Below are 18,146 nucleotides of genomic sequence, written 5' to 3' on the forward strand. Positions count from 1 at the left end.
ACTCATTAATTTTTTCAATATGCGCGCTAAAACCTGCAGCACTTCTCCAGGATCGTTTACACTTAGCCGATTCTGGATCATCCTGTGGATAAATCGGGAAGAATCTGTGAGAAACAGAAGATCTCTTTCTCAGTTTACGCTATGATCCGCGGTCCTGATCGTTTCAATGGATCCTGATCGGGTAAAAATTGCAGATAGCAATTCGCACGTCACCCTTTGCATAGGGTCTTGTCGATGTGCGTCAACAATCATGAATGTTTCAGCCTTTGTCATTTATCGACTTTTGTTCGAGTGGAGTCCGCCGTGTCACTTTCGCTTTGGCAGCAGTGTCTTGCCCGATTGCAGGATGAGTTACCAGCCACAGAGTTCAGTATGTGGATACGCCCGTTGCAGGCGGAACTGAGCGATAACACGCTGGCTTTGTATGCGCCAAACCGTTTCGTGCTTGATTGGGTAAGGGATAAATACCTTAATAATATTAATGGATTACTCAATAACTTCTGTGGAGCGGATGCCCCGCAGCTGCGCTTTGAAGTCGGTACTAAACCCGTCACGCAAACGCTGAAAACGCCGGTGAACAACGTTGTTGCGCCCGCCTACGTGGCTCAGCAAGTGCAACCGCAACGTGCCGCTCCGGCGGCGCGCTCAGGCTGGGATAACGTCCCGGCACCGGCAGAACCTACCTATCGTTCTAACGTCAACGTCAAACACACGTTTGATAACTTCGTTGAAGGTAAATCTAACCAACTGGCGCGCGCGGCGGCACGTCAGGTGGCGGACAATCCTGGCGGTGCCTACAATCCGTTATTTCTTTATGGCGGTACGGGTCTGGGTAAAACCCACCTGCTGCACGCTGTCGGTAACGGTATTATGGCGCGTAAGCCAAACGCGAAAGTGGTGTATATGCACTCCGAACGTTTTGTGCAGGACATGGTTAAGGCCCTGCAAAACAACGCGATCGAAGAGTTTAAACGCTACTACCGTTCCGTGGATGCGTTGCTGATTGACGATATCCAATTCTTCGCGAATAAAGAACGATCGCAGGAAGAGTTTTTCCACACCTTTAACGCCCTGCTGGAAGGCAATCAGCAGATCATCCTGACTTCGGATCGCTATCCGAAAGAGATCAACGGCGTTGAAGATCGTCTGAAATCCCGCTTCGGCTGGGGACTGACTGTTGCGATCGAGCCGCCTGAGCTGGAAACGCGCGTCGCGATCCTGATGAAAAAAGCCGACGAAAACGACATTCGTCTGCCGGGTGAAGTGGCGTTCTTTATAGCCAAGCGTCTACGCTCTAACGTACGTGAGCTGGAAGGCGCACTGAACCGTGTGATCGCCAACGCTAATTTTACCGGCCGGGCGATTACCATCGATTTCGTGCGCGAAGCGTTGCGCGATCTGCTGGCTTTGCAGGAAAAGCTGGTCACCATCGACAATATTCAGAAGACGGTGGCGGAGTATTACAAAATCAAAATTGCGGATCTGCTTTCTAAGCGTCGATCTCGCTCGGTAGCTCGTCCGCGCCAGATGGCGATGGCGCTGGCAAAAGAGCTCACTAACCACAGTCTGCCGGAAATTGGCGACGCGTTTGGTGGGCGTGACCATACTACCGTGCTTCATGCCTGTCGCAAGATTGAGCAGTTGCGTGAAGAAAGCCATGATATTAAAGAAGATTTCTCCAATTTAATCAGAACATTATCTTCGTGACGCTATGAAATTTACCGTTGAACGTGAACATTTATTAAAACCGCTTCAGCAGGTCAGCGGCCCGCTGGGTGGACGTCCTACACTGCCTATTCTCGGAAATCTGCTGCTGCAGGTTGCTGACGGTGCGCTTTCTCTGACCGGTACCGATCTCGAAATGGAGATGGTGGCGCGCGTGGCGCTGATCCAGCCTCATGAACCTGGTGCGACCACCGTTCCGGCGCGTAAATTCTTCGATATTTGCCGTGGGTTGCCGGAAGGCGCGGAAATTGCCGTTCAACTGGAAGGCGATCGCATGCTGGTGCGGTCTGGCCGCAGCCGTTTCTCGCTGTCTACGCTGCCTGCCGCCGACTTCCCGAATCTGGACGACTGGCAGAGCGAAGTCGAATTCACTCTGCCGCAGGCCACGATGAAGCGCCTGATTGAAGCCACGCAGTTTTCGATGGCGCATCAGGACGTGCGTTACTACTTAAACGGCATGCTGTTTGAAACCGAAGGGGAAGAGCTGCGTACCGTGGCGACCGACGGTCACCGCCTGGCGGTCTGTTCAATGCCTGTCGGTCAGCAGTTACCCAGCCATTCGGTGATCGTTCCGCGTAAAGGCGTGATTGAACTGATGCGTATGCTCGACGGCGGCGACAACCCGCTGCGCGTGCAGATTGGCAGCAACAACATTCGTGCGCACGTGGGTGACTTCATCTTTACCTCCAAGCTGGTTGATGGCCGTTTCCCGGATTATCGCCGCGTATTGCCGAAGAATCCGGACAAACATCTGGAAGCCGGTTGCGATATCCTCAAACAGGCATTTGCTCGTGCGGCGATCCTCTCTAACGAGAAATTCCGCGGCGTGCGTCTGTATGTCAGTGAAAACCAGCTGAAAATCACCGCCAACAACCCGGAGCAGGAAGAAGCGGAAGAAATTCTGGATGTCTCCTATCCTGGTACTGAACTGGAAATCGGTTTTAACGTTAGCTACGTACTGGACGTACTAAACGCGCTGAAGTGCGAGAACGTTCGTATTCTGCTGACCGATTCCGTATCGAGCGTACAGATTGAAGATGCTGCCAGCCAGAGCGCGGCTTATGTTGTTATGCCAATGAGACTGTAATGTCGCTCACCCGTCTGTTGATCCGCGACTTTCGCAATATCGAAAGCGCGGATCTCGCTTTATCCCCTGGCTTTAACTTCCTGGTTGGCGCGAACGGCAGCGGCAAAACCAGCGTGCTGGAAGCCATCTATACGCTCGGCCACGGTCGGGCGTTTCGCAGTTTGCAGATTGGCCGCGTAATTCGCCACGAGCAGGAGTCGTTTGTTTTACACGGGCGTTTGCAGGGGGAAGAGCGTGAGACATCGATTGGCCTGACGAAAGACAAACTGGGCGACAGCAAAGTGCGCATTGACGGCACTGACGGGCACAAGGTCGCGGAACTGGCGCACCTGATGCCAATGCAGCTGATCACGCCAGAGGGGTTTACTTTACTCAATGGCGGCCCCAAATACAGAAGAGCATTCCTTGACTGGGGATGCTTTCACAATGAAGCCGGATTTTTCACCGCCTGGAGCAATCTGAAGCGACTGCTCAAGCAGCGCAACGCAGCTCTGCGCCAGGTGAGTCGTTATGAGCAACTGCGCCCGTGGGATAAAGAACTGATCCCGCTGGCGGAACAAATCAGCACCTGGCGCGCGGAGTACAGCGCCGGTATCGCGCAGGATATGGCGGATACCTGTCAGCAGTTTCTACCCGAGTTTTCTCTCTCCTTCTCATTCCAGCGCGGCTGGGAGAAAGAGACCGATTATGCCGAAGTGCTGGAACGCAGTTTTGAACGCGATCGCATGTTGACCTACACCGCGCACGGTCCGCACAAAGCGGATTTTCGCATTCGCGCTGACGGTGCGCCGGTGGAAGACACGTTGTCGCGTGGGCAGCTAAAGCTGCTGATGTGCGCCTTACGTCTGGCGCAAGGGGAGTTCCTCACCCGCGAAAGTGGGCGGCGGTGTCTCTACCTGATAGATGATTTTGCCTCTGAACTTGATGATGCCCGTCGTGGGCTGTTAGCCAGCCGCTTAAAAGCGACGCAATCTCAGGTCTTTGTCAGCGCAATCAGCGCTGAACACGTTCTGGACATGTCGGACAAAAATTCGAAGATGTTCACCGTGGAAAAGGGTAAAATAACGGATTAACCCAAGTTTAAATGAGCGAGAAACGTTGATGTCGAATTCTTATGACTCCTCCAGTATCAAAGTCCTGAAAGGACTGGATGCGGTGCGTAAGCGCCCGGGTATGTATATCGGCGACACGGATGACGGCACCGGTCTGCACCACATGGTATTCGAGGTGGTAGATAACGCTATCGACGAAGCGCTCGCGGGTCACTGTAAAGATATCGTTGTAACGATTCACGCTGACAACTCCGTGTCCGTTACCGATGATGGCCGTGGTATCCCAACCGGTATTCACCCGGAAGAGGGCGTTTCGGCGGCGGAAGTTATCATGACCGTTCTGCACGCAGGCGGTAAATTCGATGATAACTCCTATAAAGTTTCCGGTGGTCTGCACGGCGTGGGTGTTTCCGTAGTTAACGCCCTGTCACAGAAACTGGAGCTGGTGATTCGTCGTGAAGGCAAAGTGCATCAGCAAACTTACGTGCACGGTGTGCCGCAGGCGCCGCTGGCGGTAACCGGCGAAACAGAAGCGACGGGTACTCAGGTACGTTTCTGGCCAAGCCACGAAACCTTTACCAATGTCGTTGAGTTTGAATACGAGATTCTGGCTAAGCGTCTGCGCGAGCTGTCGTTCCTGAACTCCGGCGTCTCTATCCGTCTGCGCGACAAGCGCGATGGTAAAGAAGACCATTTCCACTACGAAGGCGGCATCAAGGCGTTTGTTGAATACCTCAACAAAAACAAAACGCCGATCCACCCGAATATCTTCTACTTCTCCACCGAAAAAGACGGTATCGGCGTTGAAGTTGCGCTGCAGTGGAACGATGGTTTCCAGGAAAACATCTACTGCTTCACCAACAACATTCCGCAGCGTGACGGCGGTACTCACCTTGCAGGCTTCCGTGCGGCGATGACCCGTACCCTGAACGCCTACATGGACAAAGAAGGCTACAGCAAAAAAGCCAAAGTCAGCGCCACCGGTGATGATGCCCGTGAAGGCTTGATTGCCGTTGTTTCCGTGAAAGTACCGGATCCGAAGTTCTCCTCACAGACCAAAGACAAGCTGGTCTCCTCTGAGGTGAAATCGGCGGTAGAACAGCAGATGAACGAACTGCTGAGCGAATACCTGCTGGAAAACCCGTCTGACGCGAAAATCGTCGTTGGCAAAATTATTGATGCTGCACGTGCCCGTGAAGCGGCACGTCGCGCGCGTGAAATGACCCGTCGTAAAGGCGCGCTGGACTTAGCGGGCCTGCCGGGCAAGCTGGCGGACTGTCAGGAACGCGACCCGGCGCTGTCCGAACTGTACCTTGTGGAAGGGGACTCCGCGGGCGGTTCTGCGAAGCAGGGCCGTAACCGTAAAAACCAGGCGATTCTGCCGCTGAAGGGTAAAATCCTCAACGTCGAGAAAGCGCGCTTTGATAAAATGCTCTCTTCTCAGGACGTGGCAACGCTGATCACCGCGCTCGGCTGTGGCATCGGTCGTGACGAGTACAACCCGGACAAACTGCGTTATCACAGCATCATCATCATGACCGATGCGGACGTCGACGGCTCGCATATTCGTACGCTGCTGTTGACCTTCTTCTATCGTCAGATGCCGGAAATCGTGGAACGCGGACACGTTTACATTGCACAGCCACCGCTGTACAAAGTGAAAAAAGGTAAGCAGGAACAGTATATTAAAGATGACGAAGCGATGGATCAGTACCAAATTTCTATCGCTCTGGATGGTGCAACGCTGCACACTAATGCCAGCGCACCTGCTCTTTCAGGTGAGTCGTTAGAAAAACTGGTTTCTGAATACAACGCGACGCAGAAAATGATTGGCCGTATGGAACGTCGTTTCCCGAAAGCGCTGCTGAAAGAACTGGTTTATCAACCGACGCTGCCGGAAGCTGATTTGGCGAACGAGCAGACCGTTACCCGCTGGGTTAATTCGTTGATTACCGAGCTGAACGAAAAAGAACAGCACGGCAGCCTGTGGAAGTTTGATATCCACCACAACGCAGAGCAGAACCTGTTTGAGCCGATTGTGCGCGTCCGTACTCACGGTGTGGATACCGACTATATTCTGGATCACGAGTTTGTGACCGGTGGCGAATACCGTCGTATTTGTACGCTCGGTGAGAAGCTGCGCGGGCTGATCGAAGACGATGCGTTTATCGAACGTGGCGAGCGCCGCCAGCCGGTTGCCAGCTTTGAGCAGGCGCTGGAATGGCTGCAGAAAGAGTCACGTCGCGGCCTCGCTATCCAGCGTTATAAAGGTCTGGGCGAGATGAACCCGGATCAGCTGTGGGAAACCACCATGGATCCGGAAAGCCGTCGTATGCTGCGCGTTACCGTGAAGGATGCGATTGCCGCCGACCAGCTCTTCACTACGCTGATGGGCGATGCCGTTGAACCGCGTCGCGCGTTTATCGAAGAAAACGCCCTGAAAGCGGCGAACATCGATATCTAACTTGCACCCAGGTCTACAACCGTCCTGCAAAAGGGGAATCTCGATTCCCCTTTCTATCCCCCTTTTCGTAGCTGTTTTTTGAGCGGAATCGCGTTAGCATGAGGACGGACTCATTTAATCCGGGGAACTCATGGCTATCAAACTTATTGCTATCGACATGGATGGCACACTTCTGCTGCCCGATCACACCATTTCACCCGCGGTCAAAACGGCGATTGCCGCAGCGCGCGCGCGTGGCGTAAATGTGGTGCTGACCACGGGGCGCCCGTATGCCGGCGTCCACAGCTATCTGAAAGAATTGCATATGGAAGAACCCGGTGACTACTGCATTACCTACAATGGCGCGCTAGTGCAGAAAGCAGGGGATGGCAGTACTGTCGCGCAAACCGCGCTGAGCTATGATGATTATCGTTATCTGGAGCAGCTCTCCCGGGACGTTGGCTCGCATTTCCACGCACTCGATCGCAACACGCTGTATACCGCGAACCGTGATATCAGCTACTACACGGTGCATGAATCGTTTGTTGCGACGATTCCGCTGGTGTTCTGTGAAGCCGAGAAAATGGATCCCGCAACCCAGTTCCTGAAAGTGATGATGATTGACGAGCCGGAGATCCTCGATAAAGCTATCTCACGCATACCTGCGGAAGTAAAAGAGAAGTACACCGTGCTGAAAAGTGCACCGTATTTCCTCGAAATCCTCGATAAACGCGTCAATAAAGGGACTGGCGTGAAATCGCTGGCCGATGCGTTGGGTATAAAAGCTGAAGAGGTGATGGCGATTGGCGATCAGGAAAACGACATCGCGATGATTGAATACGCAGGCGTGGGCGTTGCCATGGACAACGCTATTGGGTCAGTCAAAGAAATCGCCAACTTTGTGACGAAATCTAACCTTGAAGATGGCGTCGCGTATGCCATTGAGAAGTTTGCGCTGAAATAAGATGTTATGGGCAAATGCCTTGGCGCATTTGCCCTGTTTCAGCAATTAGTTGTGATACTGAGTGGTCACCTTGAGGAATATGCGCCACGCCGCTGCGCATTATCCATTTACGGGAAAACGCCGACGTCAGGGCCCGACTTTTCAGGATCTTGCCAAACAGTTTGAGACGTAACTTGCGGGTGGCTTTGCGGTAAGCGTGATTCATATCTGGTGCATCCCGCAACAATACAGATTTGAGCGCCTCCGCGCTGTCCAGCGCATAGCTAATCCCCTCCAGTGAGCTGGCGCTGATAAAACCGGCCGCTTCGCCAATCAAAAATGCGTTGTCCTTGCCACAGACGAAGTCTTTCCAGCGTGAAGGAAACAGCACCGTACATTTTTCGCTTTTCACCGGTTTGCCGAACTGAAATTGGAACGCTTCCATTTTCGCTTTCAGCGCGTCAAAGCGCGCCTGGCCGTCCTTCATCGGGTAGGCGCCGCCAAAGATAAAATAGCCATCTTTGCTGATACTCCAGGAATAACAGTCGGTTGCGTCGTTATCAAAAATGCAGGAATAGAACGGGACGGGATGTTTTTCCGCAAACCATTGTTGAATAGCAACATATTTACGGATCTGGTGCCGGGGATAGAGATGACGGCGTACCAGTGAGTTCGCGCCGTCGGCTCCCACCAGATAACGCGCGGTGATCTGCTGCTCCCAACCGTCGGCGCGGAAGATAACATGCCATTTATCGCCCTCGCGCCAGATTTTCCGACACAGGCTGTCGTGGTACACCTGTACATCATCAGGAATGAGAGATTTAAGCCATAAATCAAAAGCATGGCGGTTGATATTAATGTAGCTACGCTGATAGTTACGCGTCAAAGAGGCTGCAACATCAACCGTTTTAACGCTAAATATTTGTGGGTTAGCGATGACATCAACGGGTAAGGTTATCCCGTCGCGGATAAACGAACGCTGGGCATCCGGGGCTAACAGACCGCCGCAGGGTTTGGTGAAACCTTCGTTGCCGCACTGGTGTTTTTTATCCAACGCGATCACGCGCATTTTTCCACTCAACTGCCGCGCCAGCGCTGCGCCTGCCGGGCCTAACCCGATAATGGCTACGTCAAAATGTTCCATCTTTCTGTCCGCAAAAATGAAGATGGCGATACGCTAAAGCCTGAAAGTGAAGTGCTTGTGAAGTATGATTGCTGAAATCGTCTTGTATCAGGGCATTCCATGAAGCAAATCACCTTTACGCCGCGTAATCATCAGCTTACCAATATCAATACCTGGACACCGGACAGCCAGTGGCTGGTCTTTGATGTGCGCCCTTCCGGTGCCTCTTTTACCGGCGACACAATTGAGCGTGTCAATATTCATACTGGCGAGCTGGAGGTGATTTATCGGGCCATGCAGGGATCGCACGTTGGCGTAGTGACCGTTCATCCAAAGTTGGAAAAATATGTGTTTATTCATGGGCCTGAAAATCCTGATGAAACATGGCATTACGACTTCCATCATCGGCGTGGGGTGATAGCTACGCAGGCAAAAGTGGAGAATCTGGATGCGATGGATATTACCGCCCCATATACGCCGGGTGCGCTGCGCGGTGGTAGCCATGTGCATGTATTTAGCCCGAGCGGCGAGTTTGTCAGTTTCACCTATAACGACCATGTGTTGCATGAGCGCTCACCGGCGCTGGATCTACGCAATGTCGGTGTGGCTGCGCCCTATGGTCCGGTGACGGTCTCCGCGCAGCATCCCCGTGAGTACAGCGGGAGCCATTGGTGCGTGCTGGTAACCCAGACGACACCCACGCCTAAACCGGGTAGCGATGAGATTAACCGCGCCTATGAAGAGGGCTGGGTAGGGGAAAACAAACTGGCGTTTATCGGTGATACGTTATCAGTCACGGGCGAGAAAGTGCCGGAGTTATTTATTGTTGATTTACCACAGGATGAAAGCGGCTGGAAACAGCCGGGCGACGCTCCGCTGGAGGGCACTGAGGCGACAATGCCTGCGCCGCCATTCGGTATTAATCAACGCCGCCTGACGTTTACTCATGCGCGCGCCTTTCCCGGTCTGGTAAATCAGCCGCGCCATTGGGTGCGCAGTAATCCAAAGGCATCTGAGATTGCATTTTTAATGCGTGATGACGTCGGCATTGTGCAACTGTGGCTGATTTCCCCACAAGGAGGAGAACCGCGTCAGCTTACCCGCTGCGCCACGGATATTCAGTCAGCATTCAACTGGCATCCGTCAGGGAAATGGCTGGGGTTTGTACTGGATAACAAAATTGCTTGTTGTGATGCTCAGACGGGAGAGGTTGATTTTCTAACGGACCGTCACGGCAACCCACTATCGGGCGATGCGATCATCTTCTCTCCTGATGGTCGACAGGTTGCGTGGATGGAAGACGTCGAGGGTTTCCGCCAGCTGTGGGTAACAGAGACTGGGCGTTAACTTAAGGAGCAGGCATTTCAGCCGGAGGGATAACGGCGTTCGCGGCCTGCGTTCTCTCCTCGCTTTTTTCTACACGGGATCTCACCGAGTTATCTTTGCGAAAGAGATCCCACGGAAGTAATACTGTATCCAGTACTGCGGTAAACGGCATATCCAGAATCGCCAGTGACTTGGTTCCCCAGTTTGTATCACTTTCGCTAATCATTGTGGCGCTGGCGCGCGTGCCAGGATACGTCCCTTCTTTGCCTCCGGTATGCGACATAATGCTGGAACAGCCGCTCACAAACACCATCCCGCTGCACATTGTCAGTGTTACCAACATTTTTTTTATCATCATTTTTTTCATCTGTATTTATTGTGTTTGCATGGTGAGTTAAAGCGATCCGTTGCGAAAATAACATCACCATTTCGTCACACTGTGGCGGCTATCGCGATTTAACGATAACAACTGCTCCCACCAGTGTATGCAATAGACAACAAACTGCAAAAAAAGTCAGATGAATACGCTTGAAAAGTTTGTATTAAGACCCATTTTTAGAGTGTAGACAAATGAAGGGCATGCCTGATGGGTGTCCTGGCTACCTGACCTGTCCATGATGGAAGGTCTATTATTCTCGCTGATTTCAGGAGCTATTGATTATGCGTAACTTTGATTTATCCCCGCTGTACCGTTCTGCTATTGGTTTTGATCGCCTGTTTAACCTGCTGGAAAACAATCAGGGCCAGAGCAATGGCGGCTACCCTCCGTATAACGTTGAGCTGGTAGACGAAAACCATTACCGAATTGCGATTGCCGTTGCTGGTTTTGCTGAAAGCGAACTGGAAATTACTGCCCAGGACAATCTGCTGGTGGTGAAAGGCGCCCATGCGGACGATCAAAAAGAACGTACTTACCTGTATCAGGGGATTGCCGAGCGCAACTTCGAACGTAAGTTCCAGTTAGCGGAGAACATTCATGTTCGCGGCGCGAACCTGGTGAATGGTCTGCTGTATATCGATCTCGAACGCGTGATTCCCGAGGCGAATAAGCCGCGCCGCATCGAAATCAACTAATTCTGTGGGCCGCTTCAGGCGGCCCTGCTAAGCAATCGGCTTGCCGTCAGGGAGCCAAAAGGTACTTACTCGCTTCTTAGAAGGAGATTATTATGCGTAACTACGATTTATCCCCACTGCTGCGTCAATGGATCGGTTTTGACAAACTGGCCAATGCCTTGCAAAACACGGGCGAAAGCCAGAGCTTCCCGCCTTATAACATCGAAAAGAGCGATGATAACCACTACCGCATTACCCTTGCGTTAGCCGGTTTCCGCCAGGAAGATCTGGATATTCAACTGGAAGGCACGCGCCTGACCGTGAAAGGTACGCCGCAGCAGCCGGAAAAAGAGACCAAATGGTTGCATCAGGGGCTGGTCACTCAGCCGTTCAGCCTGAGCTTTACGCTGGCTGAAAATATGGAAGTCTCCGGAGCAAGCTTCACTAACGGCTTGCTGCATATCGATTTGACCCGGAATGAACCTGAAACCATCGCTCCACAACGTATCGCCATCAGCGAGCGTCCCGCATTAGACAGTTAAATAGCTCCATGCCTTTGCCCCGCCAGAAATGACGGGGCTTTTTTGTGCGTCAGCCCATATGAAACTATGATCTGGGAGGGCAGGATGCCGGAAGCGCTGCCATTGCCAGAAAAAAGCATTCAGCAATTTCAAATCGATGTGAAGAAAAACAGTAAAGAACGCTCTTCTTAAGCGCTCCTGGGCGCTCTGTAGCATGATAATGTGCGCCACTCTGCATTCATGCCTGAACGGTTCAGTCATAATCTTCGTTAAATAAAATGTTATTCACAGGGAACAGGAAAATGAGTGATATAGCATTGACGGTCAGCGTTCTGGCAATGGTGGCAGTTGTCGGATTATGGATCGGCAACATAAAAATACGTGGTGTTGGTTTTGGCATCGGAGGCGTGCTGTTCGGCGGTATTATTGTCGGGCATTTTGTCGATCAGGCAGGGATGACCCTGAGCGGTGACATGCTGCATTTTATTCAGGAATTTGGCCTGATTCTTTTCGTCTACACCATCGGTATTCAGGTGGGGCCGGGCTTTTTTGCGTCACTGCGCGTTTCGGGCCTGCGGCTGAATCTGTTTGCCGTGCTGATTGTTATCATGGGTGGCCTGGTCACCGCGATCCTGCATAAGATTTTTGCCATTCCCCTTCCCGTGGTGCTGGGCATTTTTTCCGGTGCGGTCACCAATACTCCGGCGTTAGGCGCGGGGCAGCAGATTCTGCGCGATCTGGGTACTCCTGTTGATGTGGTGGATCAGATGGGGATGAGCTATGCCATGGCTTATCCTTTTGGTATCTGCGGTATTTTGCTCACTATGTGGCTGATGCGCCTAATTTTTCGCGTTAACGTCGATGCCGAAGCCCATCAGCATGAATCCACGCTGACCAACGGACACGCGCTGATTCAGACGATGAATATCCGTGTGGAAAACCCGAACCTCAACAATATGGCGATTCAGGATGTCCCAATCCTGAACAGCGACAAAATCATCTGCTCACGTTTAAAACGTGAAGAAACATTGATGGTGCCGTCGCCGGGGACGATTATTCAGATGGGCGACCTGCTACACCTGGTTGGTCAGCCTGCTGATCTGCACAACGCGCAGGTGGTGATTGGGCAGGAGGTGGACACATCTCTGTCGACGCGAGGCACCGATTTACGCGTTGAGCGCGTGGTGGTGACCAACGAACAGGTGCTGGGGAAACGAATCCGTGACCTGCATTTCAAAGAACGTTACGACGTGGTTATCTCCCGTCTGAACCGTGCGGGGGTTGAGCTGGTAGCCAGCAGCGACGCCAGCCTGCAGTTTGGCGACATCCTCAATCTGGTCGGTCGACCTTCCTCGATTGATGCTGTTGCCAATGTGGTAGGTAACGCGCAGCAAAAACTGCAGCAGGTGCAGATGCTGCCGGTATTTATCGGGATCGGGCTGGGTGTTCTGCTGGGTTCAATCCCGCTGTTCATTCCGGGGTTCCCGGTGGCGCTAAAACTGGGGTTGGCCGGTGGGCCGCTGATTATGGCGTTGATCCTGGGGCGTATTGGCAGCATCGGTAAGCTGTATTGGTTTATGCCCCCCAGCGCTAACCTGGCGCTGCGAGAGTTGGGTATCGTGCTGTTTCTCGCAGTGGTTGGTCTGAAGTCAGGCGGTGATTTTGTTCATACCCTGACGCAGGGGGATGGCCTGAGCTGGGTGGGCTACGGTATTTTCATCACCGCGATTCCGCTGATTACCGTGGGGCTGCTGGCGAGGATTTTCGTCAAAATGAACTACCTCACGCTGTGCGGCATGCTGGCTGGCTCAATGACCGATCCGCCTGCACTGGCATTTGCTAACAACCTGCATGCCACCAGCGGGGCAGCGGCGCTGTCGTATGCGACCGTTTATCCGCTGGTGATGTTCCTGCGAATTATCACGCCGCAACTGCTGGCGGTGATTTTTTGGGGGATGGGTTAGTCAGGCTGAGTCTGGGTGGACGCGCCGTAAGTGGTAGTCCACCTGGTACTCGCTGGCGTTTCTGAACATCACCGAATAATTCAAAAACTCCCCGCTATCGCTGTAGGACAGTGAGGTAATCCGCAGCAATGGCGTCTGTTCAGGTACGTTCATCTGCGCGGAAAGCTGCTTATCGGCAAGAACGGGAGTCAGACTTTCATAGTTGCCGCTGATAGTTATTCCGCACTCTTTCTCGATGTAATCGAATTTTGACCCTTCCAGATGCGCCAGCGATAAATTACGGAATAATTTTACCGGCATGTAGCTGTCTTCAAGCATCAGCGGCTTGCCGTCCACATAGCGAACGCGACGTGAGAAGTAGATGCGTTCATTAATCTGGATACGCAGTTGGCTGGCAATTGCTGGTGGTGCGGGCATCACTTCAAATACCAGTACTTCACTGGTGACCTCTTTCCCTTGTCGCTTCAGTACTTCCGCCAGTCCGGTAAGGTTTGTGGTTTCATGATGGACATCTTTGCGCGCCACATAAGTTCCACTCCCATGACGGCGTACGACCAATCCCCAGCCAATCAACATATCAATTGCTTTACGGATCGTCATTCGTGAAACCGCGAACTCTTGGGCAAGCTTTTTTTCACCAGGCAACGGGCTACCGATGTTGTAATCAGACGAATTCAGGCGAATTCGTAGTCGTTCCGCAATTGATTTGTAGATCACTACCAGACCTCTTTTTTCTTTTAATTACTGCACCATAAACCTTTTGATGTCTAACTTTTACGTAAAAAGTAGACCTCATTGCCGAAATTAAAACCATGAAAGCGATCACGAATCGCAGCGGCACGCCATGTCTGAAGGATCGCAACTTTCTATTCTCGTATCAGGCCAGCAATCACTACAAAAAAGGCCTCTCCCCTACTGGTTGTTATATGAGGATGTGAAAATGCTCAGTCAAATACAACGCTTTGGCGGCGCGATGTTCACCCCGGTGCTGCTGTTTCCCTTTGCCGGTATCGTCGTCGGTATCGCTATTATGCTGCGCAACCCGCTGTTTGTGGGTGAAGCGCTTACCGATCCCAACAGTTTGTTCGCACAAATCGTTCATATCATCGAAGAAGGTGGCTGGACGGTATTTCGCAATATGCCGCTGATTTTCGCCGTTGGTCTGCCGATCGGTCTGGCGAAACAGGCTCAGGGGCGCGCTTGTCTGGCGGTACTGGTCAGCTTTCTTACGTGGAATTACTTCATCAATGCCATGGGCATGACCTGGGGAGATTTCTTCGGCGTGGATTTTAGCGCAGACCCGACGGCAGGTAGCGGCTTAACGATGATGGCCGGGATTAAAACACTAGATACCAGCATCATCGGCGCCATTGTCATTTCCGGTATTGTTACTGCCTTGCATAACCGTTATTTCGACAAACCCTTGCCAGTATTTCTCGGTATTTTTCAGGGAACATCGTTTGTGGTGATCATTGCCTTCCTGGTGATGATTCCCTGTGCCTGGCTGACGCTGCTGGGTTGGCCAAAGGTGCAGATGGGGATTGAATCTCTGCAAGCTTTTCTGCGTTCTGCGGGTGCGCTGGGGGTATGGGTTTATACCTTCCTTGAGCGTATTTTGATTCCGACCGGGCTGCATCACTTCGTCTATGGTCCATTTATCTTCGGCCCTGCGGCGGTGGAAGGCGGCATCCAGGTCTACTGGGCGCAGCACTTGCAGGAATTCAGCCAAAGCACAGAGTCGCTGAAAACGCTGTTCCCGGAAGGGGGTTTTGCTCTGCACGGCAATTCGAAAATCTTTGGTTCATTAGGTATTGCTCTGGCGCTTTACTTCACTGCCTCTCCGGAAAACCGGGTGAAGGTGGCGGGATTATTGATCCCCGCTACGCTAACGGCTGTGTTGGTTGGGATTACCGAACCGCTGGAGTTCACCTTCCTGTTTATCTCACCCTTGCTGTTTGCTGTACACGCCGTGCTGGCGGCCTCCATGGCGACGGTAATGTATCTCTGCGGCGTGGTAGGCAATATGGGTGGCGGCCTGCTTGACCAGTTCTTACCGCAAAACTGGATCCCAATGTTCCACAACCATGCCGGAATGATGTTCACCCAGATAGCGATTGGCCTGGCCTTTACCACGATCTATTTCACCATCTTCCGCGCGCTGATCCTGCGCTTCAACCTGAAAACGCCGGGCCGGGAAGACAGCGAAATCAAACTCTACACCAAAGCTGACTATAAAGCCGCGCGTGGGCAAACCACCGCCGCTACGCCAGACACCAAACTGGGACAGGCGGCCGGTTTTCTGCAAGCGTTAGGCGGCGCAGGCAATATCGAAAGTATTAATAACTGCGCCACTCGCCTGCGGATTGCGCTTCACGACATGGCGAAAACGCAAAGCGATGACGTCTTCAAAGCGCTGGGTGCACACGGTGTTGTGCGTCGCGGCAATGGTATTCAGGTCATTGTTGGTTTACACGTCCCTCAGGTACGCGACCAGCTCGAAACGCTAATGAAATCTACTTTATCAAACGAACAGATCCCCATGACGGAGGCAGTATCATGAAAAAATTCTCAGTGGTTATCGCAGGTGGTGGTAGTACCTTTACGCCGGGCATCGTGCTGATGTTGCTGGCAAATCAGGACCGTTTCCCGCTTCGTGCGCTGAAATTTTATGACAACGATGGCGCGCGTCAGGAGGTGATTGCCGAGGCGTGTAAAATCATCCTCAAAGAGCAGGCGCCGGAGATAGAGTTTAGTTACACCACCGATCCCAAAACTGCGTTTACCGATGTTGATTTTGTGATGGCACATATCCGCGTGGGTAAATACCCAATGCGTGAACAAGACGAGAAAATCCCATTACGTCACGGGGTGTTAGGCCAGGAAACCTGTGGGCCGGGCGGGATTGCCTACGGCATGCGATCTATTGGCGGTGTGCTGGAACTGGTGGATTATATGGAAAAATATTCACCAAACGCCTGGATGCTTAACTACTCTAACCCGGCGGCAATTGTGGCTGAAGCCACGCGTAGACTGCGTCCAAATGCGAAAATCCTCAATATTTGCGATATGCCCATCGGTATTGAAGGACGGATGGCGCAGATCGTCGGCCTTAAAGATCGTAAACAGATGCGCGTGCGCTACTACGGGCTGAACCACTTTGGCTGGTGGACATCAATTGAAGATCTCCAGGGTAACGATTTGATGCCGAAGCTGCGTGAATACGTGGCGAAGCATGGTTATGTGCCGCCATCGAACGACCCGCATACGGAGGCGAGCTGGAACGATACCTTCGCTAAGGCGAAGGATGTGCAGGCGCTGGATCCGGACACCATGCCAAATACCTACCTGAAATACTATCTGTTCCCGGATTACGTGGTCCAGCACTCCAATCCGCAGCGTACCCGTGCCAACGAGGTTATGGATCACCGCGAAAAACAGGTGTTCGGTTCCTGCCGGGCCATTATTGAGGCGGGCCATTCTGCGGCCGGTGAACTGGAGATTGACGAACATGCTTCCTACATTGTCGATCTGGCGGCGGCCATCGCCTTTAACACTAAGGAGCGGATGCTGCTGATTGTGCCAAATAATGGTGCGATTCATAACTTTGATGATGAAGCGATGGTCGAGATCCCATGCCTGGTGGGGCATAACGGCCCGGAGCCGCTGACGGTGGGGGATATCCCGCAGTTCCAGAAAGGGTTGATGAGCCAGCAGGTGGCGGTTGAGAAGTTGGTGGTCGATGCCTGGGAGCACCGCTCTTACCAGCGTTTGTGGCAGGCTATCACCCTGTCGAAAACCGTGCCGAGTGCGTCTGTAGCTAAAGCGATTCTGGATGATTTGATCGACGCTAACAAAGAGTACTGGCCGGAACTGCGCTAACCCAGTTGACCGGCATCCTCTGGGTGCCGGTCCGCATGTTTCAATACCGCCGACGGCGCATAGCCAAATTTGTGTTTAAACGCCTTGCTGAAATGAAACGAGTCAAAGAAGTTAAGTATATCAGCGACCTGCCCGACCGTATTTCCCTCCTGCTTTAGCAGCGATAACGCCAGTTCCAGCCGCGCATCCAGATAGTATTCTTTCGGTGTTTTTCCGGTATAGCGTAAAAAAAGACGACGTAGCCAGGCTTCGCTACAGGGGATAGTGGCTGCCATATCCGCCACGCTCCACCGTTTTTGTAGACTGGCATGTAGAGTGGCAATCAGTTTTTCAATCTGTATTCGCTGTGGGTCTTTTTTACCTTCGGCGTAAATAAGACAAATCCATTGATAAATTATTTTTGTGAGAAAGGCGACTGCCAGATTATTTTTTATTGAATCTGGGGATGTAATTAATCGCGAAACTTCGGTCAGCTCATGATTATAAATATCACCATTATAAATAATGCTTTGTTGTCGTAGCGGAATATCCATTACGCTGGTTGGTGTGAATTCCATCCAGTATTGTTCCCATACCAACCCTTCACAGTGATAAGACTGTATATCGGTTGGTTTTAAAAAGATTATACAGTTTCCGGTAAGCGTGATTTGTTCACCGCCTTTAAGAAGGATTTTTCCACAGCCCTGGATGGTGTAGACCGCAACCCATGAATTAGCAATCAGCGGTTTTTTCTTATCACGTGGCCAAATAACCCGATAATGTTCGTCGGCATAGGTGTGCCACAGCGAGATCAATGAAATCCCGCTGGAGATCACACTTTCATGAATCAACAGGGGAATATTGTACGTAGTTTCGTTTTTTACATGCGAACTTTGCATCTTTCCATTCATTTTAATTTCCCACCGGAGAATTATGCCCACAACCTGAACTTAACAGAAAAAATCTGTTCAGGGATATGACGTTTTTATTTTAAGAAATCTGACTGCCTGACCCGGCGCACATTACCTTGCATTCCCCTACAGCTGCCGGG

16 protein-coding genes and 1 other annotated feature are annotated in these 18,146 nt (G+C 52.1%); of the genes, 11 read left to right on the forward strand and 5 right to left on the reverse strand.

Translation table 11 applies throughout. The annotated features are described in order from the left end of the window. Positions 1-303 precede the first annotated feature (303 nt). The 5 genes from dnaA to yidA all read left to right on the forward strand — a co-directional run bounded on the left by dnaA (position 304) and on the right by yidA (position 7,271). Positions 304-1,707 (forward strand): chromosomal replication initiator protein DnaA, encoded by a 1,404-nt coding sequence (dnaA, locus tag GPJ68_RS00005; protein WP_016155069.1) that lies wholly within the window; start codon positions 304-306, stop codon positions 1,705-1,707. Between the two features lie 4 nt (positions 1,708-1,711). Next, positions 1,712-2,812 (forward strand): DNA polymerase III subunit beta, encoded by a 1,101-nt coding sequence (gene dnaN / locus GPJ68_RS00010; protein WP_016155068.1) that lies wholly within the window; start codon positions 1,712-1,714, stop codon positions 2,810-2,812. After that, entirely contained in the window at positions 2,812-3,885 is a 1,074-nt protein-coding gene (gene recF, locus GPJ68_RS00015; protein ID WP_016155067.1) for a DNA replication/repair protein RecF, read from the forward strand. Before dnaN ends, recF begins: the two co-directional genes overlap by 1 nt. Positions 3,886-3,913: 28 nt before the next feature. Next, complete coding sequence (gyrB, locus tag GPJ68_RS00020) at positions 3,914-6,328, forward strand: DNA topoisomerase (ATP-hydrolyzing) subunit B (RefSeq protein WP_180837057.1); 2,415 nt, start codon at positions 3,914-3,916, stop codon at positions 6,326-6,328. Between the two features lie 130 nt (positions 6,329-6,458). Next, positions 6,459-7,271 (forward strand): sugar-phosphatase, encoded by an 813-nt coding sequence (gene yidA, locus GPJ68_RS00025; protein WP_016155065.1) that lies wholly within the window; start codon positions 6,459-6,461, stop codon positions 7,269-7,271. A gap of 4 nt (positions 7,272-7,275) precedes the next feature. On the opposite strand, the gene cbrA is transcribed toward yidA, so the two are convergent. Further along, positions 7,276-8,394, reverse strand: coding sequence for a colicin M resistance lipid reductase CbrA (gene cbrA / locus GPJ68_RS00030; RefSeq protein ID WP_049271669.1), 1,119 nt, complete (start codon positions 8,392-8,394; stop codon positions 7,276-7,278). 99 nt (positions 8,395-8,493) lie between these two features. Here cbrA and GPJ68_RS00035 point away from each other — a divergent pair, with 99 nt between their 5' ends. Further along, positions 8,494-9,720: a DUF3748 domain-containing protein gene (locus GPJ68_RS00035; protein ID WP_016157814.1), complete on the forward strand. Its 1,227-nt coding sequence runs from the start codon at positions 8,494-8,496 to the stop codon at positions 9,718-9,720. Between the two features lies 1 nt (position 9,721). Here GPJ68_RS00035 and GPJ68_RS00040 read toward each other — a convergent pair whose 3' ends face one another. Next, complete coding sequence (locus GPJ68_RS00040) at positions 9,722-10,057, reverse strand: YceK/YidQ family lipoprotein (RefSeq protein ID WP_016157813.1); 336 nt, start codon at positions 10,055-10,057, stop codon at positions 9,722-9,724. 236 nt (positions 10,058-10,293) lie between these two features. Continuing rightward, positions 10,294-10,366: a sequence feature (ROSE (Repression Of Heat Shock gene Expression) occurs in the 5'-region of heat shock genes and acts as an RNA thermometer to modulate expression.), on the forward strand. Here GPJ68_RS00040 and ibpA point away from each other — a divergent pair. Both ibpA and ibpB read left to right on the forward strand, forming a co-directional pair. Further along, complete coding sequence (gene ibpA, locus GPJ68_RS00045) at positions 10,360-10,773, forward strand: small heat shock chaperone IbpA (protein WP_003023882.1); 414 nt, start codon at positions 10,360-10,362, stop codon at positions 10,771-10,773. It overlaps the preceding feature by 7 nt. 92 nt (positions 10,774-10,865) lie before the next feature. Then, complete coding sequence (gene ibpB / locus GPJ68_RS00050) at positions 10,866-11,294, forward strand: small heat shock chaperone IbpB (protein ID WP_003827096.1); 429 nt, start codon at positions 10,866-10,868, stop codon at positions 11,292-11,294. Here the strand turns inward: ibpB and GPJ68_RS00055 are convergent. Beyond that, positions 11,283-11,504 carry a hypothetical protein gene (locus GPJ68_RS00055; protein WP_139081527.1) on the reverse strand — a complete coding sequence of 74 codons (222 nt, stop codon included), beginning with the start codon at positions 11,502-11,504 and terminating at the stop codon, positions 11,283-11,285. The genes ibpB and GPJ68_RS00055 overlap by 12 nt on opposite strands. A gap of 71 nt (positions 11,505-11,575) precedes the next feature. Between GPJ68_RS00055 and GPJ68_RS00060 the strand changes: the two genes are divergently transcribed. Next, a complete protein-coding gene (locus GPJ68_RS00060) occupies positions 11,576-13,237 on the forward strand; it encodes a putative transporter (RefSeq protein ID WP_016155061.1) in 1,662 nt (553 codons plus the stop codon). Here the strand turns inward: GPJ68_RS00060 and GPJ68_RS00065 are convergent, their stop codons facing one another. Continuing rightward, entirely contained in the window at positions 13,238-13,954 is a 717-nt protein-coding gene (locus GPJ68_RS00065) for a GntR family transcriptional regulator (RefSeq protein WP_046276201.1), read from the reverse strand. A gap of 223 nt (positions 13,955-14,177) precedes the next feature. Between GPJ68_RS00065 and GPJ68_RS00070 the strand changes: the two genes are divergently transcribed. Together GPJ68_RS00070 and GPJ68_RS00075 are read left to right on the forward strand one after the other, a co-directional pair. After that, positions 14,178-15,797, forward strand: a complete 1,620-nt coding sequence (locus GPJ68_RS00070) for an alpha-glucoside-specific PTS transporter subunit IIBC (RefSeq protein ID WP_049271676.1) — start codon at positions 14,178-14,180, stop codon at positions 15,795-15,797. Continuing rightward, complete coding sequence (locus GPJ68_RS00075) at positions 15,794-17,116, forward strand: 6-phospho-alpha-glucosidase (protein ID WP_180837059.1); 1,323 nt, start codon at positions 15,794-15,796, stop codon at positions 17,114-17,116. Before GPJ68_RS00070 ends, GPJ68_RS00075 begins: the two co-directional genes overlap by 4 nt. Here the strand turns inward: GPJ68_RS00075 and GPJ68_RS00080 are convergent. Further along, positions 17,113-18,006 carry an AraC family transcriptional regulator gene (locus GPJ68_RS00080; protein WP_049271679.1) on the reverse strand — a complete coding sequence of 298 codons (894 nt, stop codon included), beginning with the start codon at positions 18,004-18,006 and terminating at the stop codon, positions 17,113-17,115. The genes GPJ68_RS00075 and GPJ68_RS00080 overlap by 4 nt on opposite strands. Positions 18,007-18,146: the final 140 nt, after the last annotated feature.

Origin of the sequence: Citrobacter sp. 172116965 (genome assembly GCF_013458095.1) — a bacterium.
Lineage (GTDB): Bacteria > Pseudomonadota > Gammaproteobacteria > Enterobacterales > Enterobacteriaceae > Citrobacter > Citrobacter braakii.

Coding starts and splice junctions, on each gene's coding strand:
- dnaN (WP_016155068.1), top strand. CDS start 1,712: ATGAAATTTACCGTTGAACGTGAACATTTATTAAAACCGCTTCAGCAG.
- recF (WP_016155067.1), top strand. CDS start 2,812: ATGTCGCTCACCCGTCTGTTGATCCGCGACTTTCGCAATATCGAAAGC.
- gyrB (WP_180837057.1), top strand. CDS start 3,914: ATGTCGAATTCTTATGACTCCTCCAGTATCAAAGTCCTGAAAGGACTG.
- yidA (WP_016155065.1), top strand. CDS start 6,459: ATGGCTATCAAACTTATTGCTATCGACATGGATGGCACACTTCTGCTG.
- cbrA (WP_049271669.1), bottom strand. CDS start 8,394: ATGGAACATTTTGACGTAGCCATTATCGGGTTAGGCCCGGCAGGCGCA.
- GPJ68_RS00035 (WP_016157814.1), top strand. CDS start 8,494: ATGAAGCAAATCACCTTTACGCCGCGTAATCATCAGCTTACCAATATC.
- GPJ68_RS00040 (WP_016157813.1), bottom strand. CDS start 10,057: ATGATGATAAAAAAAATGTTGGTAACACTGACAATGTGCAGCGGGATG.
- ibpA (WP_003023882.1), top strand. CDS start 10,360: ATGCGTAACTTTGATTTATCCCCGCTGTACCGTTCTGCTATTGGTTTT.
- ibpB (WP_003827096.1), top strand. CDS start 10,866: ATGCGTAACTACGATTTATCCCCACTGCTGCGTCAATGGATCGGTTTT.
- GPJ68_RS00060 (WP_016155061.1), top strand. CDS start 11,576: ATGAGTGATATAGCATTGACGGTCAGCGTTCTGGCAATGGTGGCAGTT.
- GPJ68_RS00070 (WP_049271676.1), top strand. CDS start 14,178: ATGCTCAGTCAAATACAACGCTTTGGCGGCGCGATGTTCACCCCGGTG.
- GPJ68_RS00075 (WP_180837059.1), top strand. CDS start 15,794: ATGAAAAAATTCTCAGTGGTTATCGCAGGTGGTGGTAGTACCTTTACG.
- GPJ68_RS00080 (WP_049271679.1), bottom strand. CDS start 18,006: ATGAATGGAAAGATGCAAAGTTCGCATGTAAAAAACGAAACTACGTAC.